Origin of the sequence: Pullulanibacillus camelliae (assembly GCF_014642655.1) — a bacterium.
GTDB lineage: Bacteria > Bacillota > Bacilli > Bacillales > Sporolactobacillaceae > Pullulanibacillus > Pullulanibacillus camelliae.
In genome coordinates this window covers 1-15760 of the sequence record NZ_BMIR01000017.1, presented here as the reverse complement: position 1 = coordinate 15760, position 15760 = coordinate 1, and the positions used below count along the sequence as shown (strand labels likewise).

General features: G+C 41.0%; 16 protein-coding genes. 7 read left to right on the top strand and 9 right to left on the bottom strand.

The genetic code is table 11. From position 1 onward, the window contains the following. Window positions 1–117 precede the first annotated feature (117 nt). Entirely contained in the window at window positions 118–270 is a 153-nt protein-coding gene (locus IEW82_RS15070) for a hypothetical protein (protein WP_188696197.1), read from the bottom strand. 176 nt (window positions 271–446) lie between these two features. On the opposite strand from IEW82_RS15070, the gene IEW82_RS15065 reads away from it, so the two are divergent. Then, the gene (locus IEW82_RS15065) at window positions 447–653 is read left to right on the top strand and encodes a DUF1657 domain-containing protein (protein ID WP_188696193.1); all 207 of its coding nucleotides are present in this window, start codon (window positions 447–449) and stop codon (window positions 651–653) included. 306 nt (window positions 654–959) lie between these two features. Here IEW82_RS15065 and IEW82_RS15060 read toward each other — a convergent pair whose 3' ends face one another. The 5 genes from IEW82_RS15060 to IEW82_RS15040 form a co-directional block, all read right to left on the bottom strand. Further along, a complete protein-coding gene (locus IEW82_RS15060; RefSeq protein WP_188696190.1) occupies window positions 960–2048 on the bottom strand; it encodes a D-alanine--D-alanine ligase in 1089 nt (362 codons plus the stop codon). Between the two features lie 68 nt (window positions 2049–2116). Beyond that, the gene (gene rpiA / locus IEW82_RS15055) at window positions 2117–2800 is read right to left on the bottom strand and encodes a ribose-5-phosphate isomerase RpiA (protein WP_188696187.1); all 684 of its coding nucleotides are present in this window, start codon (window positions 2798–2800) and stop codon (window positions 2117–2119) included. A 251-nt stretch (window positions 2801–3051) separates the two neighbouring features. Further along, window positions 3052–4329 (bottom strand): M48 family metallopeptidase, encoded by a 1278-nt coding sequence (locus tag IEW82_RS15050; RefSeq protein ID WP_188696184.1) that lies wholly within the window; start codon window positions 4327–4329, stop codon window positions 3052–3054. A 115-nt stretch (window positions 4330–4444) separates the two neighbouring features. Then, complete coding sequence (locus tag IEW82_RS15045; protein ID WP_188696180.1) at window positions 4445–4774, bottom strand: AzlD domain-containing protein; 330 nt, start codon at window positions 4772–4774, stop codon at window positions 4445–4447. Continuing rightward, window positions 4767–5501 (bottom strand): AzlC family ABC transporter permease, encoded by a 735-nt coding sequence (locus IEW82_RS15040; protein WP_229672653.1) that lies wholly within the window; start codon window positions 5499–5501, stop codon window positions 4767–4769. The genes IEW82_RS15045 and IEW82_RS15040 overlap by 8 nt, the downstream gene beginning before the upstream one ends. 79 nt (window positions 5502–5580) lie before the next feature. On the opposite strand from IEW82_RS15040, the gene IEW82_RS15035 reads away from it, so the two are divergent. Beyond that, the gene (locus tag IEW82_RS15035) at window positions 5581–6141 is read left to right on the top strand and encodes a helix-turn-helix domain-containing protein (RefSeq protein ID WP_188696177.1); all 561 of its coding nucleotides are present in this window, start codon (window positions 5581–5583) and stop codon (window positions 6139–6141) included. Between the two features lie 14 nt (window positions 6142–6155). Here IEW82_RS15035 and IEW82_RS15030 read toward each other — a convergent pair whose 3' ends face one another. Continuing rightward, on the bottom strand, window positions 6156–6398 hold the full coding sequence (locus IEW82_RS15030) for a hypothetical protein (RefSeq protein ID WP_188696174.1): 243 nt from the start codon (window positions 6396–6398) through the stop codon (window positions 6156–6158). Window positions 6399–6720: 322 nt separating this feature from the next. Here IEW82_RS15030 and IEW82_RS15025 point away from each other — a divergent pair, with 322 nt between their 5' ends. The 5 genes from IEW82_RS15025 to IEW82_RS15005 all read left to right on the top strand — a co-directional run bounded on the left by IEW82_RS15025 (window position 6721) and on the right by IEW82_RS15005 (window position 12352). After that, entirely contained in the window at window positions 6721–6981 is a 261-nt protein-coding gene (locus IEW82_RS15025) for a hypothetical protein (protein WP_188696172.1), read from the top strand. 158 nt (window positions 6982–7139) lie between these two features. Continuing rightward, the gene (locus tag IEW82_RS15020; RefSeq protein ID WP_188696169.1) at window positions 7140–8159 is read left to right on the top strand and encodes a LacI family DNA-binding transcriptional regulator; all 1020 of its coding nucleotides are present in this window, start codon (window positions 7140–7142) and stop codon (window positions 8157–8159) included. A gap of 279 nt (window positions 8160–8438) precedes the next feature. Further along, the gene (gene dgoD, locus IEW82_RS15015; RefSeq protein WP_188696166.1) at window positions 8439–9629 is read left to right on the top strand and encodes a galactonate dehydratase; all 1191 of its coding nucleotides are present in this window, start codon (window positions 8439–8441) and stop codon (window positions 9627–9629) included. Between the two features lie 234 nt (window positions 9630–9863). After that, window positions 9864–11183: an MFS transporter gene (locus tag IEW82_RS15010; protein WP_188696163.1), complete on the top strand. Its 1320-nt coding sequence runs from the start codon at window positions 9864–9866 to the stop codon at window positions 11181–11183. Window positions 11184–11227: 44 nt separating this feature from the next. Next, window positions 11228–12352 carry a mandelate racemase/muconate lactonizing enzyme family protein gene (locus IEW82_RS15005; protein ID WP_188696159.1) on the top strand — a complete coding sequence of 375 codons (1125 nt, stop codon included), beginning with the start codon at window positions 11228–11230 and terminating at the stop codon, window positions 12350–12352. 297 nt (window positions 12353–12649) lie between these two features. Here the strand turns inward: IEW82_RS15005 and glpK are convergent, their stop codons facing one another. Together glpK and IEW82_RS14995 are read right to left on the bottom strand one after the other, a co-directional pair. Then, window positions 12650–14143, bottom strand: a complete 1494-nt coding sequence (gene glpK, locus IEW82_RS15000) for a glycerol kinase GlpK (protein ID WP_188696155.1) — start codon at window positions 14141–14143, stop codon at window positions 12650–12652. A 27-nt stretch (window positions 14144–14170) separates the two neighbouring features. After that, window positions 14171–15004 carry an MIP/aquaporin family protein gene (locus tag IEW82_RS14995; protein WP_188696151.1) on the bottom strand — a complete coding sequence of 278 codons (834 nt, stop codon included), beginning with the start codon at window positions 15002–15004 and terminating at the stop codon, window positions 14171–14173. Between the last annotated feature and the right edge of the window lie 756 nt (window positions 15005–15760).

The window sequence follows — 15760 nt, the reverse complement described above, 5'->3', positions numbered from 1 at the left end:
AATCTATAAGACATTTCACTCCTTTAACATGCAGGTAAAAAAAGAGCATCAGGGTAATCCTGATGCTTTTAGACAAAAAATAAATATTTTTCGACACTTCTTTTTGGCTACTCTTTACTACCTATAAGGCTCATCCTTCATTTCATCTTTTAAATACTCACTGGCCATCTTTTGGACTTGGCTTTTATTTCTTTGTCTCATCATGGTCACCGCAGCTGCTCCGACGCCAACACCAGCCAGCATGGATACCATACTCCAGCGCTTCTTCATGTCATCAGTCCTTCCAAACGTTTTCAATTTGCCTTTTTATTTTTTGATGAATCATCCAAAATCATACAATCCGTTAATTTCCATTTTTCAAAAGGCCAAACGATACAATCTCTGTATTTTTTTTACAGAATAAAAACCCGTCCCAAAGTTATATTAAGGGAGTGGAGGTGAAAAGAATGACTGTTGGAACAAAAATTCAACAAACCATTGCCAGCTGTGAAAGTACTTTAGCCAATTTAGACAGCTTTGCACTTGAGACTCAAGATCAAGCAGCAAAATCAACGTTTCAAGCCCTAGCACAACAACAAAAGGCAATCTTAGACCAGCTCAACCAACGCTTGCAATATGTACAAAGTGAAGAACCACAGTTCAGACAACAATAGGACTCTCACTCATATCATGCCATAAGAAAACTGGCTATCGCCAAACTTTAATGGCGAAAGTCAAAGCCCAACTTATACTCTCTTCCTTTATGAGCGTCAGGAAGTTATAAATTCTGATAGTATAAAAAAAGGCAGTCCTTAAACCGTACAGGACTGCCCTTTCAGGAGGCATGACATGGTTAAACACGACCATAAACAGCGAGGAGGTAATGGATGGACACGAAACACTTTCATGTCCACTACTAATATATTCGCAACCATGATGAGTGTAAAAGACAAATGTGGATATTTTGATAAAATAGGTGCTTATTCTACGCGATAGCTGATTAAGCTTCGTTCCTGATGTCGCTCAATTCCCAAGCGAATTAAGCGATCAATCAATGCACTATATTCCAAGCCTGTGTTTTTCCACAATAACGGGAACATACTATGAGGAGTAAAGCCTGGCATTGTGTTGACCTCATTCACAAATACCTTTTGATCCGATTTCCTCACAAAACAATCTACACGGGATAGCCCACTACAATTCAGTGCCTTAAAGGCTTTCATCGCTAAAGTCTGGACTTCCGTCAGTGTTTTTTCCGCAAGCTTTGCTGGAATGATCAAGGAAGTATGCCCATCTTTATACTTCGCTTCATAATCATAAAAGCTGCTGTCAGCAATAATTTCACCGGCTACTGAGACCTCTATCGCATCATTGCCTATAACACCCATTTCAATTTCTCTGGCATCAACAGCTGCCTCGATGACCACTTTTTCGTCATATAAAAAAGCGAGCTTCATACTCTTCATTAAGTCATCCGCATGGTTACTTTTACTGATCCCAATGCTAGATCCCAGATTCGCTGGTTTAACAAAACAAGGGAAGCCTATGGCTGAGTGAATGGCATCCATTACGCCATGCTGGTCTTGATGCCATTCATATTTTGTCACAGACATATAAGTCACTTGGGGAATATTGTGTGCCTTAAAAATATCCTTCATCAACACCTTGTCCATCGCAACTGCTGAACCCGATACACCTGAGCCGACATAAGCGACATCGAGCAGTTCAAATAACCCTTGCACGGTGCCATCCTCTCCATTTGGTCCGTGAAGAAGTGGGAAAACGACATCTGGTTTACTTTTAGCCGAGGTGATCGTTGACGGTGTCAGCCATTCATTTGAAGATGTAGCCACTCTGTTTTCATCAAGCAACAGCTGTTCTTTATACTCTAAATGCCCCGCAACGGGTTTTCCTTCTAGCCATCGTCCTGCATTTGTAATATGAACAGGTATCACTTCATATTTTTCTTTATTGATGGCATTGATCACAGAATAAGCGGTTTGGAGCGATACCTCATATTCTGCGGATTTTCCGCCATACACAATAGCCACTCTAGGCTTCCCGACCATAGTTATCCCTACCTTTAAAGTATTCTTTCATAACATATGTAATTATGGCGATATAATGCTTTTTATTTTTAGCGCTGCATTTCCTGCACAGCATTGTCCTTAATAAAGATGACTTTGTCCGCAATATTTATAAAGAGACCATTTTCTATGACGCCTGGAATACTATTTAACCAAAGAGATAACGCAGTGGGGTCATTAATTTCTTGTAGGTAAAGATCAATGATAATATTGCCACTATCTGTATAGTAGGTTGTCCCATCTGGAGCCTGGCGAATGGCAGCTTCCATCCCCTCGTTCTTAAATGTCCGTAACACATGAGTATGCCCGAATGGCAGAACTTCTACAGGAAGAGGAAATTTGCCTAATTGCTTAACAGCTTTAGAGCTATCTGCTACCCAGATATTCCTTTCTGAAGCCGCAGCCACAATTTTTTCAAATAGTAACGCACCTCCACCACCTTTAATTCCTCGTAACAATGGATCAAATTCATCACAACCATCAATGGTCAGATCAACATGCTCGACCTTATTAAGGTCAAGGACTGTTATCCCATTCGATTTTGCTAGCTCAGTTGTCCTTTTTGACGTTGAAACGGTCTGGATATTTAGACCTTCCGCTTTTATTCTTTGAGCGAGCTTCAGAATTGTATAATAAACTGTGGACCCTGTACCGAGCCCCACCATCATGCCATCTTCTATATAAGCTGCCGCGGCTTCTCCTACGAGCTGCTTTTGTTCATTAATCTGTTTCATCGTGCCAAACCCCTTCCAAATCTTGTTTATTCTGTATTTTTGCAATATTTATTAACGGACTGCAGCTGCTCTTTCTTAAAGGCAATATCCACTATGATTCAGCCTTCTTATGTTACTTTTTCGCCTTACACCCTGCTTATATTTTAACATATTACCCATATCATATAGCTTCATTTTTTATAGCCTTAGAAAAGGTGCTGCTGCTATCTCAAACAAAAGACGAACCTTATAAAACGGCTCGCCTCTTAGTTTTACTTCTCATTTTTCTTGGAATGTTTGACTGGATAATTTTCAATAAAGCTAATCCTTTCAAGCATAGTTGGATGATTGTATTCAAAAAATTTGACGAGTCCTGGTGGATTGACATCACTTAATCCCGATACAGAAAGCTTTTGAAATGACTCAATGCCTGCCTTTTTGTCCTGAGTCAGTTGGATGGCATATTGATCGGCTGAATGCTCAGCATGGCGAGAAACCGCATTGTCAATAGGTGTCGCCACAAATGTGAGAACGGATATGATCATTAACAAGATAGGAATAGAAGCCAGATCGTCTTTTTTTCTAATCCCTAATGCCGGGCCCCATTTCCGTAGCGACCATGTGAATAGCTTAGAGGCTATATACAGGCCTACAAGCGTAGAAACAATAGAACCAGCAACACTCCACAGCAAATGGTGCTTCACGTAATGCCCCATCTCATGGGCCATGACAAACAACACTTCACGATCTTTAAGATGCTGAAGCGTCGTATCCCACAAAACAATCCTTAAATGAGAGCCGATGCCATTGACATAAGCATTTAACCCATTTGTTTTCTCAGACATATTGACCTCATACACATTATGGGCAGGTATATCTGCTTGATGAGCCAGGTTTAATATCTCTGTTTTGAGGTGTCCGTCTTTTAAGGGATAGAAGTCATTATAAAGCGGGTCAATCCACACGGGCTGAATATACGTCATAAAGAGCATAAATGGGATAGCGACGAGCCAAACGGGCAACCACCAACGCTTTGGATAGCGTCTAATGAAAAAGTAAATCACCAAAATAGTGGCAAAAGAAATCAACCAATTCAGCCAGAATGAGACTAAATTATCCCTCATCCAGCTGCTAAACGATTGTATCGATATCCCATAATGAATCGAGACCTCATGGGCTGCAAAATTAACTGGAAAGGCAATCAACCATGTTACGACCGATAGAGTTAAGAAATAGACAATTGTATGTAACAGGCGAAATCGCGTCATATCCTCCGAGCGGTTTCTTAACCATCTCGAAAAACCAAAAATAAGGACAAATAAGTAGATCCCCCAATCAAGCGGCATGCTTAAAAAGGAAATTAAATCCTGAATGCGTGAATAATCTTGACTCAATTGTAATTGATGCGGCGTCATAAAGGTCTGCGGATCAGCCACTGTCCCTTTATATGCAGCAGGAACACCCGGATGCACCCATATGAAGAAGTAAAAAAGGATGAATACTATATAAACAGCATAAATTCCAAGGAACCACAAGGCTACCTTTCTCATCGTCTCCCTCCTCTTGGACTTGCTTACTTCTAGTGTAGTCTTTTGTCCAAGAAAATAGAACTGTTTAACAAGCAGTGAGACTGTGGTCCGCAATCCCTTCAATTGTTGTGGCCTTTTAAACAAAGAGATGATAGACTACCAAAACAGCAATGGATGAAAGCACCACCCAGGTGATATTCCATTCGAGAAAAGCTGTGATAAATGCTACCCCACCGCCAATTAAACCGAATAAGAAATCATTTACTGTGATATGGAGTAAGCTTCCCGTATGGATAATAAAAACACTGGGGATGATTAATGCACCAAGAACAGCATATGGGACATTGGTTAGCACCGCCTGAACAAATGGTGGAATGATCTTTGATTTAAGCACGACCATAGGCAGCAGGCGTGGCAGATAAGTGACGACTCCCATGCCAATAATAATCCATAAAATATTACTCATGATGTTTTTCACCCACCACGCTTTTTGATTTCCTATAAATCATAGCCTCTACCCCTACACATGAAATTACAGTCGCTAACACGATCGACCATCCAGATGAAAGCCAGAGTGAAAAGAGCGCTGATAACACGGCCGCGATAGAAAATAAAGCAATCACTTTGCGCTGTTTTTTTAAAGAAGGAACAATTAGACCAATAAACATCGCATACAAAGCGATGCTCATGCTTGATTTGAGCACCTCTGGTAGCGCCGCACCAATCAGAAAGCCTAGGCCTGAGAAAACGACCCAACTCCCATAAGCCATCAGCAACAGACCTGCCATGTACAATGCCTTAATTTCTCCTTTTTGCAGAGAAGCAACCGAAAATGTTTCATCGGTTATCCCATAAGCAACGAAGGCCCGTTTTAACAGTGACTTTTCATGCAAGCGTTCACTTAACGAAGCTGTCATTAGAAAGTGACGAATATTGATGATAAAAGTGGCTAAAACAATTTCAACCCCTGTCGTTCCAGCTGCAAGCATTTGCAGAGCCATAAACTGTGCAGCTCCAGCATAGACAAACAGGCTCATTCCCACTGTATCCGCTAAATTTAACCCCGTCGTTTTGGCAATGAGACCGAAAGTCAGAGCTATAGGCACATAGCCAATGGCAATTGGGATGCCCGATTTTATCCCTTTATTCAATAAATGAGTAGGCTTTTGATCAGCTTCCTGATAAGATAGCAAAAAGACACCTCCAGCCACTTGTAAAATATATTATGATTATTGTATGTTATATTTAACACTTGAGCAAGGAGAATTTACGGTGCAGACAACACAATTGAACGAGTTGATCGGGAAGCGTTTAAAAGAAATGCGCATGAAAAAAGGCTTGAGCTTGGATAATGTTGCAGAATTAACGGGGGTAAGTAAACCGATGCTTGGCCAAATTGAACGTGCGCGCTCCAATCCAACTGTAAGCACGCTTTGGAAAATCGCCGAGGGGTTAAATGTTCCTTTTACTGCTTTCTTAGAGGATAAAAAAAGCGAAGTAAATATTGTAAAAGAAACAGAACTGACCCCTATAAAAGAAAATGATGAACAGTTTGAGGTTTTTCCTGTCTTTCCAATGGCAGGAGGCAAACCTTTTGAAATCTATAAAGTTACACTTTTACCCGGATGCCATTATCAGGCCGCCGCACATCCAACAGGTGTTGAAGAATATCTTTGGCTATATTCAGGAACCATTCGTATCAGGATCGGCGATGAGACCTACGCTATACGTGAAAAAGAAGGGATTCAATTTTCTGCTGACCAGTCTCATCTTTATATGAATAGCGGTAAGGCTACCGCCTCGCTTGTGATGGTGATTTATTATCCACTTTAGCCCCCCAGACTAAACTATAATGTTTGATTCTGATTGCCCGGAATACCATCTTGATCATTAATAGGCGAATCAACGACATCATTATCTAGGATATTGCTGACCTGATTGACCACATTGAATCCTTGTAATAAACCAGCGCCTAAATTATTTTTAGAATGAGCCGACCAACCGGGTTGATTATTCTCCCCTATGGATATAGAGCTATCACGATTGAGTGCATTGACGTTAATTGCTGCAAAATTGATGTTGACTGCCACGATTCTACCTCCCGCCAATATAGACTCTTTATATATCTATGGGCACCTTCCTTTAATGGTGCAATGAAGACATCCTCGTATACCATTCTTTCTTAAGAAAAACCGGGCAAAAAAGGAGAAAACTGAAAAAATTCCTTTAAAGGTAACAACCAGCTTAACTGTTGATTTTGGTCACAGGTCGCTTACTTCCTGCGCGCACAGCCTCAGGTTTTTCCTCCATTCTTTCACAGCATTAACAAAAATTTAGGCATTTCCCGATAGTCCAAAGGCCTGAAGCACCTTTATGTCTGTCTCTCCATAGTCTATAAAGAGGTGATCTTAAATGGCTGATAAAAAAAAGGAAAAGCCCGTATGCGTCCGCTGCCAGCATGTCGGAAACGAAAACGATAAACACTGTATAAAATGCGGGGCCCCTCTCATCAATAAATGCGCCGATGAGCCTGGCCTACTTACTAACGGCTGTTCTTACGTTAACCCTCCTGATGCTGCCTACTGTGCAAAATGCGGACACCCTACACTGTTTCACAAAGAAGGCCTCATCATTCCTCATCAACCAAAGCAATATCCTATTCAAGTGAAATAACCTTAGGAGAGGCAGGGCCAAGACCCCGCCTTCTCTTTACAATAATGCCCCATTAAATTTTAATTTTATGAAAAATAACAATAGACAATTAGATTTAGGCATGATAAAATCAAAACCATGGAAACGTTTCCTATTGAAGATTGATCTGGTGATATAAAATGGATGATAAAAAAAAGATTACTATTAAAGATGTAGCAAAGCATGCATGCGTTGGATTAGGTACTGTTTCAAGAGCTATCAATGGGGCTAGTGGTATTAGTCCCAAAACCAGAAAAAGGGTGTTTGAAAGTATCAAAGAACTTGGTTATACCCCTGATGTCATTGCACAAAGTATGAGAAGCAACAAGTACAAAAATATCGCCTTTTTTATCGATATTTCAAATGTTGCTTTTTCCAAAATTGCTAAAGGCATTCAATATGAATTGGACAATTTAGGATATATTCTCAGCCTGTGCGACATTGGTGATAAAAATGTTATAGAAAAAGTCATGACTTTTATGAACGGCCGAAAATTTGATGGGATTATCCTTTCACTACCAAGAGAGGACGATCAGGAATTGCATCAATTCTTTTCATCTATTAAAATTCCTATCGTTACTTTAGATCGAGATATCCCAGACATACCTGCCGGCATTACAACCGATTATTTTAGTTCTGTGAAAAAAGCAACTCATTATTTGTTATCACTGGGCCATAAAGGCATAGCACTTATCGGTGGATCAAGACACATTCGCCCTACAAGAGTCAGCATTGACGCTTTTCAAGAAGCTTACAATGAGAAAAGTATTCCGTGTCCTGAGGATTTGATACTAGAAGGGCAATTAACCAGTGAGTTTGGTAGAAGGGCAATATATGATCTTTTACCCAAAATCCGTAGCGGTCAAGTCAGCGCAATTTTTACTTTGAACAATCAAATCTTTCAGGGGGTACTTCATGTTTTACGTGAAAATAACCTTGAATACCCTAAGGATATCTCGTTAATTACTTTTGAAGATTATGAGTTAACACAATTATTAAATCCTTCGGTCACTGTAATCCGTCGTCCTTTACTTGAAATGGGGAAAAGTGTATCCCGCATCTTGATAAAGTACATTGAGGAACCTGATTTATATGGTAAAATTGCCCCGTCCGTTATTCCAACTGAGTTTATCATCAGGGATTCATGTAAGTTTCTATAATTTTTTTAAACAATATAGGAAACGTTTCCAAAACGCAGGAAAATCTATTGCTTATTTGTTTAACCTCTCAGGTACTGAATCTAACAGATGCAAAGAGTATAGAGCGTATTTATGAGGACTATTCGATACCGAAAATTCCCTTGTAGCCATAGGTAACTGAATATCGATCATCTCCAAGACTCATCTGATTTTGGAGATTCACGTAGTATTATCAAAATAGGAAACGTTTCCAATTATAAATTAAATATTTTGTAATTTGTATAATAGGAGGGTTTTTAAATGAAAATCACAGATGTCAAGATTATTCCTGTTAACCGTTTTCTTTTCGTAGAGGTCCATACGGATGAGGGGATTATAGGCTTAGGCGAATCGGGCAGCTGGGGATTTTTAGATGCCTCGGCAGAAGCTATTAAAACATTTAAAACATACCTCATCGGACAGGATCCGCTAAAGATTGAACATCATTGGCAATATATGTACCGCTGTTTTCATTTTCGCGGAGCAGCCATTATGGGAGCCCTAAGCGCCATTGATATTGCACTATGGGATATAGCTGGAAAATTTTTTAACACTCCAGTCTACCAATTGCTTGGTGGCAAATGCCGTGATAAAGCCAGAGTATATTACCACGTTGGCGGCGAAACGACCGAAGATTTAATCCATAATCTAAAAGAAGCAAAGAGTAAGGGATTTACTGCTGTAGGTCATTTAACTCCGTTTTTGGATCAGGATAGGAGTGTCCCCTATTATGAAACACATGCGCAAAAAATTGGAAATGCCATAGATAGAGTCAGAATGTATCGAGAGGCTGTAGGTGATGAAGTCGATCTTTGCATTGAGATTCATAGAAGGCTTAAGCCTAGCGAAGCCATAGTCCTAGCAAGAGGTATTGAAAAATACCATCCTTTTTTTATCGAGGATCCTACAACACCAGACAACTTTGATTCCATGGTTCATATTGCCCATAGTATTGATGTCCCCCTTGCAACAGGTGAAAGATTCCATACACCACAAGAATTTGCCCAGCTAATACGTAGAGATGCAGTGGATTATGTCAGACCGGATGTTTGTATGTGTGGAGGAATCACTGGTGCCAAGAAGATTGCTGCGCTAGCCGAAGCGAACGATGTCATGGTAGTACCTCATAATCCGTTAAGCCCGGTAAGTACAGCAGCTTGTATTCAGATCGCAGCCTGTATTCCAAATTTTGCGCTTCAGGAATATCCCGGTGATGATCGAGCGTCCGCAACCGAACGCTACATTGCAGGGAAGACTGACGACAAAGATCAATCGTTTCGTCAATCTGATGTGGTAAGACATACTTTAAGATGTGAAAATGGTTTTATTATCATACCTGACGATCCTGGTATCGGTGTAGAACTGGCAGAAGATGTTGAGAACAGATTCCCTTATTCAAGACGAGTCATACAGACAAGACTCCATGTGGACGGGTCAGTAGTTGATCAATAACTCTATAAATGAAACGAGAGTCATTCATAAGTGACATAAAATGGCTATTGTTTCAATAATGTTCCCTCTTTAAACAAAAAAACAAACGCTTAAATGCATCCATGTATGCACGAAACTCATCCCTCGCCAACTACATTAGATGGTATGTCAAACATTCAGTAATGAGTGAGCATACCATCGAGATTGTAGAACGATCTTATCTGAAAACGCTTTCTATAAGGGAGGTTTGGTAATATGGATAAAAGCTTAAAACGTACAATAATGGCCAGTATAATCGGTACGGTTTTGGAATGGTATGATTATGTGCTCTACGGTACTGCTTCAGCCCTCATCTTTGATAAAGTGTTTTTTCCTAACTTTTCAGGGGCCTTCGGTACACTAATGGCATTTGCAACGTTTGCCGTCGGGTTTATCATACGACCGTTGGGAGGGATCATCTTTGGTACCTTAGGGGATAAAATCGGACGAAAACGTGTGCTCATGATAACGATTGTATTAATGGGGTCAGCAACAACCTTGATGGGAGTCCTTCCTACATTCGATTCAATCGGTTACTGGGCTCCCATATTACTTGTGTTGTTAAGGGCTTTACAAGGGATCGGCTCAGGTTCCGAATATGCCGGTGCAGTTATAACCATGGCTGAGAATGCCCCTGTAAAACGAAGAGGTCTCTACTCCTCACTGCCCTATGTTGGTGTTTCTATTGGGCTAATGCTTTCTTCCTCATTATTCGGTCTAATGGAAAAGCTGCCGCACTCCTCGTTTATGGCATGGGGTTGGAGAATTCCCTTTTTGCTGAGTACACTTTTGGTTATATTTGGTTTGATCATCCGTTCAGGAATGAAAGAAACACCTGTTTTTGAAAGTCTTAAAAAGGAACATAAACAAGTAAAACTTCCGCTTGTCACTGCATTTCGAACAGCACCAAAAGAAATTGTCATCGCATGGCTCATTTCGTTGACCGATACTTCATTTTCTTATTTATATCAAACTTTTCTCGTGGCCTACGTTGTTAATACCCTTTCTATGCCAGAATCACTGACTTTAACTACTTTGTCTATCCTTGGTATTGTACAGCTCTTTACCATTCCTTTTTTCGGTGCGCTTTCCGATAAGGTGGGAAGAAGATGGGTATTAATCGGAGGAACATTGACATCAGCAATATTTGGATTCCCGCTTTTCTGGATACTTAACACTAAAATCCCATTTCTTATTGTACTGTCTATCATTTTGGCATCGAGTGTTTTTAGGGGGGCTATTGTTGCCGCTCAGGCATCGTGGTTCACTGAATTATTCAATTCCAAAATCCGCTATACGGGATTTGCTGTTGGCAGAGAGTGGCCAACAGTGCTTGCTGGATTGATGCCTTCATTCGGAAGTGCCGTTCTCATCTGGTCAAATAATAGTACGTGGGGGATCTCACTTTTAATCGTGGTGTTTTCTCTCCTAGCCTTTGTTGCAGCCCTTGTCGGTCCGGAAAATTCGAAACTGGACCTAGGGGAAATTGAAAACAAACCGACTTACAGAGAAAGACAAACAAATTTACCAAGCTAAGCAAGGGTTAGTGTTTTAAAAAACTAAAAAAAGGATGTGTAGAAATGAAATCGATCATTAAAAAAGTTGAAGTCACGCCAATCAAAATGCCCCTCCCTAGAGTGTTTAAAGGAAGCCATTATTATATGGACCATCGTGTTACAGTTATCACACGAATTATAACAGAGGACGGGATCATTGGAGAAATTTATAACGGGGACGAGTTGGATAATCTGCAAGACATTGTAAATATGATTAATAATCAAATGGCTCCATTGATTATTGGTGAAAACCTTTTTGATGTCAATAAAATCTGGGAAAAGACTCTTCCACTTACTTTTGATATCCTTGCAGACCGTAAAGTTGCGTTGAATGCTATGTCCTGCATTGACAGCGCTGTATATGATGCAATAGGGAAAGCATTAAAAATGCCATTGTTTAAATTATGGGGTGGCTCTAAAGCGTCGTTGCCAGTTATGGTCATTGGCGGGTATTATACCGAGGGTGTTGATGTTGATGAAAAAGCCATTCGATCAGATATTGAAAGTTATATTGAGATGGGGGCAGCAGCTTGTAAGTTTAAAATTGGAGGAAGAGCGCCTGAAGTCGATGCCAAACGAATAGAAATTGCCCGTAAGGTGGCTGGAGATGATTTTGTGATTGCTGTTGACGCCAATCAAGGGTGGACCCGGGCTGAAGCACTTCGCTTTACAACAAGGGTAAAGGATTTTAATATTCGTTGGTTTGAAGAGCCCTGCCGTTGGAATAACGATAAAGCAGCCATGAAAGATATTCGCTATATGTCAGGCATTCCGGTTACAGGTGGTCAAAGTGAAACTTCCGCAGCTGGGTGTATAGAGTTAATGACAAATGGATCCATTGATGTTTGTAACTTTGATGCAAGTTGGGCAGGCGGACCTACAGCCTGGAGACAAGTCGCTGGAGCTGCGGCAGCCTTAGGAATAGAAATGGCTCACCATGAAGAACCGCAAATTTCTGCTCACCTGTTAGCTTCAGCTCCTACAGGGACATTTTTGGAAGTTTTTCACCCAAATCGTGATCCACTGTTCTATAAAATTATAGAGAATAGAAATCAATTTCACAATGGTTATTATCAAGTTCCAGATGGCCCTGGATTTGGAATTGAATTGGACCGCTCAGTAATAGAAAAATATAGATTAGATAAGTAAGGCTCAAAAACATTATCCGTGCAAAGCGCTTCAGCACTCAGTCAAAAAGTCGAACGCATTCCTTCGAAATTGTGAATGCGTTCGACTCCTCTATGAGCTCCAATAGCCCCTTTTTTAATCTAGCTGTTTCCCTAAAAATGTAGCGAATAGACAAATGGAAAGACGTGAGACACCTGCAGGAAGTTGAAAATCGCTAAGCTCCGCAGCGTGCAGCGCGAGGAGGCTTATCACTCTCCGCAGAAAGCGTGTGCCTCAAGCCTTCTTTGTACATGATAATGCGCCTTACAACAAACGTAATTATTTAAAAGCAATAGTAGCATGAACCGCCTTTTTCCAGCCTTCATAAAGCCTATTACGGTCCTCTTCAGAAGCCTCTGCATCAAAGGAACGATCAATCGCCCACTTATTGGCAATTTCTGAACGATCCTGCCAATAGCCAACGGCAAGACCCGCAAGATAGGCCGCACCAAGTGCTGTTGTTTCACTGATGGTCGGGCGCTCCACTGTTGCACCTAAAAGATCGCTTTGGAACTGCATCAAAAAGTTATTCGCTACAGCCCCACCATCAACACGCAGCTTCTTCAATTCAATGCCAGAATCAGCTTCCATCGCTTCAAGGACATCACGTGTTTGGTAAGCAAGTGACTCTAAAGTTGCTCGCACAAAATGCTCTCGAGTTGTGCCACGTGTTAGCCCAAACACAGCACCACGGGCATCACTTTCCCAATAAGGCGTTCCTAGACCAACAAAGGCAGGAACAACATAAACGCCATCCGTAGACTCAACGCTCGTGGCCAGTCCTTCACTTTCTGGAGCGCTTTTGATCATTTCCAGACCATCACGAAGCCATTGAATAGCTGAGCCGGCGACAAAGATACTTCCCTCTAAGGCATACTCAACCTTGCCATCAACACCCCATGCAATAGTTGTAAGCAAACCGTTTTCAGATTTTACAGCTTCTTCACCTGTGTTCATCAGCATAAAGCATCCTGTGCCATAGGTGTTCTTCGCCATACCTTTTTCAAAGCATGCTTGACCAAAGAGTGCGGATTGTTGATCTCCAGCAATCCCTGCAATGGGCACTTCTTCTCCAAAGAAATGATGAGTGACTGTTTTACCATATACCTCTGATGACTGACGTACCTCTGGCAGCATGGCTTTTGGTACCTCAAGAATATCCAGCAATTCGTCATCCCATTTTAAATCATAAATATTATACAGCAAGGTCCGTGAAGCATTAGAGTAATCCGTAATATGTGCAGCACCACCACTTAGCTTCCACACTAACCATGTGTCAATCGTCCCGAATAAAAGCTCGCCATTTTCGGCTTTTTCGCGGGCCCCTTCGACATGATCGAGAATCCATTTGACTTTCGTACCCGCAAAATAAGGATCAATGAGCAATCCTGTTTTTTCTCTGAATAAATCATTATAGCCTTTTTCACGTAGATCTTTACAAATATCTTCCGTTTGTCGTGATTGCCACACAATGGCATTATAAATCGGAACTCCTGTATTTTTATCCCATACAACTGCTGTTTCCCGTTGATTAGTGATCCCAATTGCCGCAATTTGACTCGGCGCAATATTGGTTTCTGACAGCGCCTGTGCAATCACTGCTAAAATAGAGCCCCAAATCTCTGACGCATCATGCTCCACCCAGCCTGGATGTGGAAAATGTTGCGTAAATTCTTTTTGTGCAATATGCACGATTTCTCCCTCATGATTAAAGATGATCGCTCTTGAACTCGTTGTTCCTTGGTCTAAAGCCATAATAAATTTTTCAGTCATGATCCTATTCCCCCTAAAAATTTATGTTTATTTCGATGCCTGTTGCTGAGAAACCTTACTCGCTGGTCCAGGGAGCTTTTTCTCACCAACATAAGCACTGACGACCACCACTACTAATATGACAGCGATTACCCAAAATGCCGGCTTAACATCACCTAAAAAGACCGCCTTATAAAAGAGAGCTCCAAACATGCCTCCTAGAATAGGGCCAACAACTGGAATCCATGCATATCTCCAATTGGACGTGCCCTTGCCGGCAATCGGCAAAACAAAGTGAGCAATACGCGGTCCTAAGTCCCTTGCTGGATTGATAGCATACCCTGTCGTTCCACCTAATGAAAGACCAATGGCAACGATTAAGAAACCGACAATAAGTGGATTTAAACCTTCAGTAAACTTATTTGCACCAATGGCTTGAATCCCCATGACTAATACAAATGTACCAATAATCTCGCTTAGAAGGTTAGAAAATGCATGGGGTATTGCTGGTGCCGTTGAAAAAACACCAAGTTTTGCCGCAGGATCTTCCGTTGCCTTCCAATGTGGGAGATAGTGTAGATAAACAATGCATGCCCCCAAAAAAGCTCCAATCATTTGTCCAAGAATGTATTCGGGAACTTGACTCCAAGGAAAATCCCCTGAAATGGCTAGCCCTAATGTAACAGCAGGGTTTAAATGAGCACCCGTGAATTTCCCAACAGCGTAAACCCCTACAGCGACAGCCAATCCCCAACCAAATGTTATGACGATCCATCCAGAGTTTTCTGCAGCTGACTTTTTCAAAGAGACCCCTGCACAAACTCCACCCCCTAATATGATGAGGATCATCGTTCCTATGAGTTCACCAACAAACCCTGACATATCTTTGTCCCCCTTATCTATACTGAATGATGAACAAGACAAAAAGACCCAACAAAATTCATCCGTAGCTCCTCAATAAGGAAAAACGGAATCTCTGTGGGTCTCATATACTCATTCACGTTTATTAACTTATTTACATGATAACATCTAAAGAAAACGCTGTCAAATATATTTTATATTCCTCTTTATGATTTGACGCTATCACTAGCATTGCACATGCGATAACGTGCCTCTAAACAACTTCTTCTATCCGGATTTACCCACCCATTATAGGTTTGTCAATGATCACATGAGCTTGTTAACAAGCTCATCTTTCCCTTTCACAGGAGCATCAATGCGCAATCACAGTTGTCCTTCTACGCGCTTAATAGTTTCAGAATGCACTTTTACCATTCCTTCAAGCCTATCACCAATGATTTCATTTGGATTGTTAATAAATCGTTTCATCATTATTCCCTTTCACGCGTTCTTTTAGCGTGCTTGCCACAAGTCACATCAGACACGACAGCAGCGATGGTTGACGCCCTTAAAAATCTATGCGTTTTCTTTTATTGGTATTAAAGATCGTCCTTTAATATTTTTCTCATGAGTGCTTATTATCTCTGCTGTAACCAGTTTTATCCCTTATTGTCAGAGCTTTCGCCCATTTTAAAAGTATGTGTAAAATAGTTCTCGGTGGTATTTCTACAAAATCCTAGCCAAAAAAGAAGAGGCACTCTATCATAAATGTATGCCTACCAGAGCAAATACATCGTA

Coding starts and splice junctions, on each gene's coding strand:
- IEW82_RS15070 (WP_188696197.1), bottom strand. CDS start 270: ATGAAGAAGCGCTGGAGTATGGTATCCATGCTGGCTGGTGTTGGCGTC.
- IEW82_RS15065 (WP_188696193.1), top strand. CDS start 447: ATGACTGTTGGAACAAAAATTCAACAAACCATTGCCAGCTGTGAAAGT.
- IEW82_RS15060 (WP_188696190.1), bottom strand. CDS start 2,048: ATGGTCGGGAAGCCTAGAGTGGCTATTGTGTATGGCGGAAAATCCGCA.
- rpiA (WP_188696187.1), bottom strand. CDS start 2,800: ATGAAACAGATTAATGAACAAAAGCAGCTCGTAGGAGAAGCCGCGGCA.
- IEW82_RS15050 (WP_188696184.1), bottom strand. CDS start 4,329: ATGAGAAAGGTAGCCTTGTGGTTCCTTGGAATTTATGCTGTTTATATA.
- IEW82_RS15045 (WP_188696180.1), bottom strand. CDS start 4,774: ATGAGTAATATTTTATGGATTATTATTGGCATGGGAGTCGTCACTTAT.
- IEW82_RS15025 (WP_188696172.1), top strand. CDS start 6,721: ATGGCTGATAAAAAAAAGGAAAAGCCCGTATGCGTCCGCTGCCAGCAT.
- IEW82_RS15020 (WP_188696169.1), top strand. CDS start 7,140: ATGGATGATAAAAAAAAGATTACTATTAAAGATGTAGCAAAGCATGCA.
- dgoD (WP_188696166.1), top strand. CDS start 8,439: ATGAAAATCACAGATGTCAAGATTATTCCTGTTAACCGTTTTCTTTTC.
- IEW82_RS15010 (WP_188696163.1), top strand. CDS start 9,864: ATGGATAAAAGCTTAAAACGTACAATAATGGCCAGTATAATCGGTACG.
- IEW82_RS15005 (WP_188696159.1), top strand. CDS start 11,228: ATGAAATCGATCATTAAAAAAGTTGAAGTCACGCCAATCAAAATGCCC.
- glpK (WP_188696155.1), bottom strand. CDS start 14,143: ATGACTGAAAAATTTATTATGGCTTTAGACCAAGGAACAACGAGTTCA.
- IEW82_RS14995 (WP_188696151.1), bottom strand. CDS start 15,004: ATGTCAGGGTTTGTTGGTGAACTCATAGGAACGATGATCCTCATCATA.